5 protein-coding genes are annotated in these 7,532 nt (G+C 65.6%); 4 read left to right on the top strand and 1 reads right to left on the bottom strand.

Translation table 11 applies throughout. From position 1 onward, the window contains the following. Positions 1–296: 296 nt before the first annotated feature. Positions 297–1,208, bottom strand: coding sequence for a LysR family transcriptional regulator (locus LK10_RS01585; RefSeq protein WP_043119621.1), 912 nt, complete (start codon positions 1,206–1,208; stop codon positions 297–299). Between the two features lie 162 nt (positions 1,209–1,370). Here LK10_RS01585 and LK10_RS01580 point away from each other — a divergent pair, with 162 nt between their 5' ends. The 4 genes from LK10_RS01580 (at position 1,371) to LK10_RS01560 (ending at position 6,831) form a co-directional block, all read left to right on the top strand. Further along, a complete protein-coding gene (locus tag LK10_RS01580) occupies positions 1,371–2,492 on the top strand; it encodes a tyramine oxidase subunit B (protein WP_043119616.1) in 1,122 nt (373 codons plus the stop codon). After that, positions 2,482–3,996: a glycerate kinase type-2 family protein gene (locus LK10_RS01575; protein ID WP_081998201.1), complete on the top strand. Its 1,515-nt coding sequence runs from the start codon at positions 2,482–2,484 to the stop codon at positions 3,994–3,996. The genes LK10_RS01580 and LK10_RS01575 overlap by 11 nt, the downstream gene beginning before the upstream one ends. Then, positions 3,993–5,264 carry a phosphopyruvate hydratase gene (gene eno, locus LK10_RS01570; protein ID WP_043119614.1) on the top strand — a complete coding sequence of 424 codons (1,272 nt, stop codon included), beginning with the start codon at positions 3,993–3,995 and terminating at the stop codon, positions 5,262–5,264. The genes LK10_RS01575 and eno overlap by 4 nt, the downstream gene beginning before the upstream one ends. Before the next feature lie 514 nt (positions 5,265–5,778). Further along, complete coding sequence (locus LK10_RS01560; RefSeq protein ID WP_043119612.1) at positions 5,779–6,831, top strand: proline racemase family protein; 1,053 nt, start codon at positions 5,779–5,781, stop codon at positions 6,829–6,831. The last annotated feature ends 701 nt before the right edge of the window (positions 6,832–7,532 follow it).

Here is a 7,532-nt window from a genome sequence, read left to right as displayed (position 1 = left end):
AGCACCAACACCCCGATGACGGCGAAGGCAATTCTGCTGGGCTTGCTCATTTGCGGTGTTCCTCCTGTTGCCCGGTGCCTGAGAGGGGGAGGCCGGGGTATGTCGAACGACTACGGGAGCGGGTTGCAGGTTTCGCTGCGGCCGACTTCTCTGTCGGACCGACCTGCTTCACAATCAGATTGGTTGGTTGTATGACAAAGTAAGCCGGGTCACATCGGGGTGTCAATAGCCAATCTCCCCAAGCCCCTCGAGCCGCCAGGCCTGCCGTGCACTCCCCCTGCGACACCACGCCGCCCTCAGCCCTCGGGCAGATGGGCCAACAGCGCTCCCGCCACCTCAGCTAGAGCCCGCCGTAGCTCGACAAGGATCGGCTTCGTCTCCGACCCGAGGCGCACCGCCGTGTATACCTCCCTCGCCGGTGAATCCGGGAGCGGGAGAAGGGTGGCCCGAGGCGTCCGCGCCGTCCAGACTAGATCCGGGAGGAGCGCCACGGCGTGCCCCGTCTCTGCGAGCATGACGTGCACCAACAGATCGGCTGATTCGAATCGCACGTTGGGCTCGAATCCTGCTGCCCGGCAGAGCGCCTCGGCCCACGCCCGGGCCGGCTTTCCGCGCGGCTCCATGACCCAGGGGTAGCGGGCAAGGTCTTGGACGAGGGTGCTGTCGCCCAGCCATCGGGAAGGCGCATAGCAGCGCATTGGGTCCGAGAACAGGTGCTGCTGCTCGATGCCCGAGGACGGCTTCGAGGGAGGGCCCGGGTACACCTCGCCTAACACCAGGTCGAAGTCGCGTGCGAGCAGGGCGGAGTTGCCAGCGTCGGGCTGGATCTCGCTGAGGTACACCGTCACGTCAGGGTGGGACCGTTGCAGGTTCTCCAGCAGTGAGGGGACGAGGGCAATGGCAGCCGTCTGGAATGTCGCCACCCTCACCTCGCCGCCGATCTCCGCCCGAGCCCGTGCGAGATCGGCCTCCGCTCTGTCGATCTGGACCAGGATCACCTCGGCGTGCCGAACGAGCATCTCCCCGGCCGCAGTCAGCCGGACACGCCGGCCCGTCGGCTCGATGAGCCGGGAGCCGGCCTCCCGTTCCAGCTGGGCCAACTGCTGGGAGATGGTGGAGGGCCTGTAGCTCAACGCGCGGGCGACCTCGGTGACCGTTCCCCTCCTGTTCAGCTCCACCAGCAGCCGCAATCGGTGAATGCTGAGCATGGCCAGCAACCTTTCGATATCAACGAACATTTCCGTTGCAATTTTATTGATAGACCGAAAGCTTGTCAGCCCCCAGCATGGATTCATCACGGGAGGCAGGAACCGCCGGCCCAGCCGACGCCGCTTGTCCACTCCCGATCGTCCTTCAGCCGAGGAGAGCCCATGGGTGCACGCACCGAGTTCCGCTACCTGTCCGAGGCGGACTGTATCGCCGCCGGGGTGCTGGATGCCTCCCGCTGCGTCGATGTCTGCGAGGAGGTCTTCGGCCTTCTCGCCGCCGGCGACTACCTCATGGGCGGCCCGAACCACAACAGCCACGGCATCGGCATCGTCTTCCCCGCGGCCTCGCCGTTCCCCAACATGCCGCTGGCAGGTCCCGACAGGCGGTTCGTCGCAATGCCGGCCTATCTGGGCGGGCGCTTCGACGTCTGCGGCAACAAGTGGTACGGATCCAACCAGGCCAACACGCTCCGCGGCCTCCCCCGTTCGGTGCTGACACTGATGCTGAACGACAAGGACACCGGGGAACCGCTCACCCTGATGTCCGCGAACCTGATCAGCGCGGCCCGCACCGGCGCCGTTCCAGCCGTGGCCAGTCGCCACCTCATCGCCCGCAAGCCCGAAGTGCTCGCCGCCATCGGCTGCGGGGTCATCAACGAAGCGGCCGTCACGGCCATCGTGAGCCAGCACCCCCAGCTCCAGCGGATCGTGTTCCACGACCGCACCCTCGCCAAGGCGCAGAAGGCCGCACACGAGGCCCAGGAGCGATTCGGGATCACCGCCGTGGCTGCCGAGACCGCCCAGGACTGCGTCCGTGACGCCGACCTGGTCACTATCGCCGCCTCCCGCACGAGCCCATTGGTCCTCCGGGCCTCCTGGTTCAGGGCCGACGTGACCATCCTGCTCAGCGGACCGGTCACAGCGGACGAGGAATTCTGGACCGAGAGCTCGATCATCTACGACAACCTCAAACTCCACGAGGCCTACGTCGAGGAGGCGATCACCTCCGGCGACAAGCAGGCCTACTACGACGGCGTCATCGGAGGCCCGATCTACCGGTTGATCGACGAGGGACGGATCGCCCCCCTCGAGGACTCAGTCGACCTCGGACGCGTGCTGCTCACGCCCGAGCAGAACCGCTACAGGCCGAGCGGGCGTACCGTATTCGTCGCTTGCGGGATGGCGGTCTTCGACATCGCCTGGGGCTACGACCTCTACCAACGCGCCCTCGATCAGGGCATCGGCCAATCGCTCACCCTCTGGGAGGAACCCCATGCCCGCTGATGCCCGCCTCGCCACAGCGCCCGGCACCCCGGCCGTAGACCACCCCTCGGGCCTTCCCAAGATCAAGAACCGCGTCCAACTGCTCTCCCAGGGCCATCTCTCATCCCGCGAACTGGTGCTCGATGTCGCCGAAGCGACCCTCGAGCGGCTCGACTCGTACAGGATCATCCGTTCCATGGCCTCGCTCGATGGGGACCTGCTGCGAATCGGCACCCGCGCCTGGGACCTCACGACCAAGCGCAACGTCTACCTCATCGGGGCCGGAAAAGCCTGCAACCAGATGGCAATGGCCATCGACCACACACTCGGAGACCGCCTCACCCGAGGGATCGCCATTGTGAAGGTCTCCGAGGAGACGGACTTCTTCCACAGGACGGAGGTCCACGTCGGCGGCCACCCCCTTCCCAACGAGGCAGGCCACCTGGCCACACAGAAGATCCTGGAGATGGTCGACTCGGCAGCCCCCGACGACCTGTTCATCGCCGTCATCAGCGGCGGCAGCTCGGCCCTGATGAACTGCCCCGTGGCGGGAATCTCCGTTGAGGAGGAAGCGGAGGCCACCGACGTCCTCCTGAAGTCCGGTGCGGGGATTTACCAGATCAATGCGGTACGCCGCCACATCTCCCAGACCAACGGCGGCATGCTCGCCAAGCGCATCCGGGCCACGGGGGCCGAGCTGATCGGAATCGGAATCTCGGACGCCGTCGGCAATCCCCCTTCCGCCGACATCCGGGTCCCCTCCGGAAACTACGCGAGCACCCCGATCGGGCCGGACCGCACGACCCTCGACGACGCCCGCCAGACCATCGCCGACTTCGACCTCGCCGACCGGCTCCCGGCAAGCATCACAGCCTACCTCGCAGCGGCGGGCCCGGAGGCGGAAACGCCCAAGGAGTTCCCCGAGAACACCTACTTCCTGCTCAACACTGTCCCAGACCTGTGCCGGATCGCCAAGGAAACCGCCGAGGAGCGCGGCATCCCCGCCTACATCCTCAGTTCTTTCCTCGAAGGCGAGAGCAAGGACGCCGGAACCTTCATGGCATCCCTTGCACGGGAGGTGCAGGCACACGGGAACCCGTTCACGGCCCCGTGCATCGTCCTCAGCTCTGGGGAGACCACCACCCAGATCACCGACAGCTCCACCATCACCGGACGCGGGGGGCCCTCCCAGGAACTGACCGCCGGCTTCGCACTCGCAGCACAGGCCGTCCCCGGCGCCTGCATGTTCTCCATCGACTCTGAAGGGACAGACGGCACCTCAGCGGCCGCAGGCGGTATCACCGACTCCACGTCTGCCCTGCGGGCGAAGGAACGCAGCATCGACCTGCGCGCGGCACTTCGCGGACACGCCACGTTCGAAGCCCTCTCGGAACTCGACGACGCAGTGATCACCGGGAACACCGGCACCAACCTCTGCGACTTCAACATCCTCTACATTCCCGCAGGCTCACAGGGCACACCCACACCCCCCAGCAGCACCCGAACCGAAGGCAGAACACCGTGACAACCATCGCCTCTGTGCACGCACGGCAGATCCTCGACTGCAAGGCCCGGCCCATGGTCGAGGTCGAAGTCACCACGGCCGGGAGCCACCGCGGGCGCGGGGCCGCCCCCACTGGACAGTCCGTGGGCATGTACGAATCATTCGTCCTCCGGGACAACGACCCCGGCGAATACCGGGGCCTGGGCGTCAGGAAGGCCGTCGACAACGTCAACAGCGTCATTGCACCCGCCCTCCAGGGCATGGACATCTCCGACCAGTCAGCCCTCGACAGGGCGATGATCGACCTCGACGGCACACCCAACAAGTCCAAGCTCGGCGGAAACGCCATCTACTCGGTCTCGGTCGCCTGCCTCCGCGCAGCGGCCGCGGCAACCGGCCGCCCCGTCTACGAGCATATTGCACGCCGAGAACTGACCACCGTGCCGGTCCCCAGCTTCAACGTCGTCAACGGCGGGAAGAATGGAACCGTCTACCAGGCATTCAACGAATTCCTCATCATGCCCTACAAGGCCGAGACCATCGGGGAAGCCGTCGAGATCGGCGTCGAAGTGTTCGACCGTCTCAGCCACGTCATTGAGAAACGAACAGGCGGCCCGGCCGCCGTCGCCCGCTCTTACGGATATGCCGCGCCCTCGGCGGACCCGCGAGCAGTCATGGAAATCCTCGCCGAGGCGGTCGATGCCTGCGGCTACCGCGAGAAGGTCGCCTACGCCCTGGACTGCGCTTCCAGTGAGACCTACGACAGCGAGACGAAGACCTATGAGCTCGCAGGCAAGCGCGTCAGCTCCAGCGAGCTCATCGAGTTCACCAAGAATCTGACCGAAGAATTCGACTTCGTCTTCATCGAGGACTTGCTCGACGAGAACGACTGGGCAGGGTTCTCCGCAGCCGTCCGCGAGCTCAAGCGCACCATCATCCTAGGCGACGACCTCATCGTCACCAACCCCGCCTTCCTCGAGCGGGCCATCCGCGAGCGTGCCGTCGACGGCTTCATCCTCAAGCCCAATCAGGTCGGCACCATCACCGAGGCGCTGGCAACCTACGACAAGGCCGCGGCGCACGGCCTCCTCGCAGTCCCCTCGGGGCGATCCGGCGGCGTCGTCGACGACATCGTGATGGACCTCTCCCTCGGACTCCAGGTCCCCTTCCAGAAGAACGGCGCACCCCGCTCGGGTGAACGCATCGAAAAGCTCAACTTCCTCATGCGCGCAGCCGACCTCCTGCGCGCCACCCGGCTAGCAGATGTCCAAGCGATCGCCAGATTCTGATCCGCCCCGTCTGCGGCAGCAATTTGCATCCATCCTCAACCAAGAAAGGGATTCCCCGTGATGAATCGGATCCGACTCAAGGCTCGCCAAGCCGCCCGCCTGGTCCCCACGGACACATACAGAACAGGCGACCATTGCCCGACCACGGGGTGGTGGCTGCCCGATGGGAGCGCCGAGGGCGGAAGACGCATCACCGAGGGCTCGATAATGCCGACCCGGGCGGGCAGGCCCGTGGTGTGGGTGGCCGACACTTCCACCCCGCTCACCGCTGGATCTCCATCCGCCTCGGAATGATGAACAACAGGACCGGTACGCCGCTTCCCCCGAACGTGCTGGTCCCGTACCGCCCCCAGCCAGATGCGCACAGGTGTCGGCTCGTCGCGCACGAGCAGAGCGCCTCCTCCCTGCACGTCCTCCGCCCGGGTACCCCGTTGTGCTCCCGCGGCAACAGGCCTGGCCCGAACCACCACAGCATGTTCAGCTTCCGGGCTGCGTCAGACGGGAAGGGAAGAACGTGAGATTCTCTCGCATGCTCAGCGTCGTCGATGCCCACGCGGAGGGCGAGTCCGGCAAGGTCGTCGTCGGCGGCGTCGGCCCCGTTCCCGGGGAGACCATGTTCGACAAGCGCCAGTACTTCAGCGAGCACCTGGACCAGCTGCGCAAGCTCCTCCTGTGCGAGCCGCGAGGGGCCGTCTGGCACAACGCGAACGTCCTGCTCCCCTCGAACCGCCCCGATGCGCACTTCGGGTACATCATCCTCGAATCGGCCGAGTACCCGGCCATGTCGGGCTCCAACACCATGTGCGTGGCCACGGTCCTGCTCGAGACCGGCATGCTCCCCATGACCGAGCCCGTCACCCGGCTCACCCTCGAGTCCCCCGCCGGGCTCATCCGGATCGAGGCGGCCTGTTCCAACGGCAAGGTCGAGCGGGTCAAGCTCGTCAACCAGCCGGCCTTCGTCTATTACCAGGACGCGAAGATCGACGTCCCGGGCCTGGGGATGATCGCCGTCGACGTCGCCTACGGCGGGATGACCTACGCCATCGTCGACGCCGCATCCGTGGGCCTCTCCCTCGAGGTGAGCCAGGAGGCAGCCCTGTACGAGCTCGGGCAGAGGATCAAGAAGGCTGCGCACGAGCAGCTCCCGGTCTCCCATCCCGAGAACCCGCTCATCCCGGGCATCACGAACACCTCCTTCACGGGACCGCTCCTTCGCGAGGAGGGCCCGGATGGCGAGGAGATGGTCCGCTCGCTCAACGCCGTGATCGTCTCCCCCGGACGGCTCGACCGCTCACCCTGCGGCACAGGGACATCCGCCCGGTTAGCGCTCCTCCACGCCCGTGGCGACCTCAAGGACGGGCAGCTCTTCCGACACAAGTCCATCATCGGCAGCCAGTTCGACGCCCGCATCGAGGAAACGACCACCGTCGGGAAGTACGGCGCAGTGATTCCAAGCATCGCAGGCCGGGCTTGGATCACATCCTTCAACCAACTCGTCCTCGACCCCACCGACCCCTTCCGAGAAGGATTCGTCGTCGGCAAGCCATGGGATTTGTACACCTCCTGACTCAGCCGTTTCGGGCCTCTGACAACCATGCACCGGTGGCGAGGAAGGCTCAATCAGTCACCCCGTCTCAGAAGCAGAAGGACCCTTTGATGACCGAGTCACGGATACCCAATGGAGATCAAGAAGCTCGGATGAGGACGCTTAATGAGTGCCCGGACAGGATCAGTCCAGACGGCGCCGAGGAAGTTCCAGCAGTTGGGAACCCTCTGTGCGCCGCTCCCGGGCTCGGGACGCTAAGGCCCAAGCGGTTGCGGGACGATTGGAATCACCTAGTCGGGCAAACGGTCGAGGTTTGGCTCGACGGCCGCAATATCGTGACCGGGAAGGTCGATCAGGCGGCGCCAGACGATTCGGTGTTGTGGATCGCAGGAGAAGGAAACGACACTCGCAGGCTGTACGACAGAGCCACCGGATATCTGGTCTGGGTCCAAGAACCGCCCGATTCCTCATCGGTTCATGACTCCGCCGAGTGATACCCGCACCAACGGAGAGGAGGAGATTCGCGGTGGGCAATCTTGCGGAAGCGAGCGGGTGGCTCGGGGCTCTTGCGGTGCTAGCAGGATATGTGTTGTTCTCATTCGGCTGGATCAATGGTGGCCGCATCTTCCAAGGATTCAACCTTCTCGGCGCCGCAACCCTGGCCGTCAACGGCTACTACCACGACGCTTGGCCCTCCGTCGCACTGAACCTCGCTTGGGGGG

The organism is Sinomonas humi (assembly GCF_000802235.1).
In the GTDB taxonomy this organism is placed as follows: domain Bacteria; phylum Actinomycetota; class Actinomycetes; order Actinomycetales; family Micrococcaceae; genus Sinomonas; species Sinomonas humi.
Note: the sequence above shows the minus strand (reverse complement) of the source record. Positions and strands in the feature narration are given on the sequence as shown.

Bases quoted from the DNA above. Each gene is read 5' to 3' on its own strand.
- LK10_RS01580 (WP_043119616.1), top strand. From the start codon at position 1,371: ATGGGTGCACGCACCGAGTTCCGCTACCTGTCCGAGGCGGACTGTATC.
- LK10_RS01585 (WP_043119621.1), bottom strand. From the start codon at position 1,208: ATGCTCAGCATTCACCGATTGCGGCTGCTGGTGGAGCTGAACAGGAGG.
- LK10_RS01575 (WP_081998201.1), top strand. From the start codon at position 2,482: ATGCCCGCTGATGCCCGCCTCGCCACAGCGCCCGGCACCCCGGCCGTA.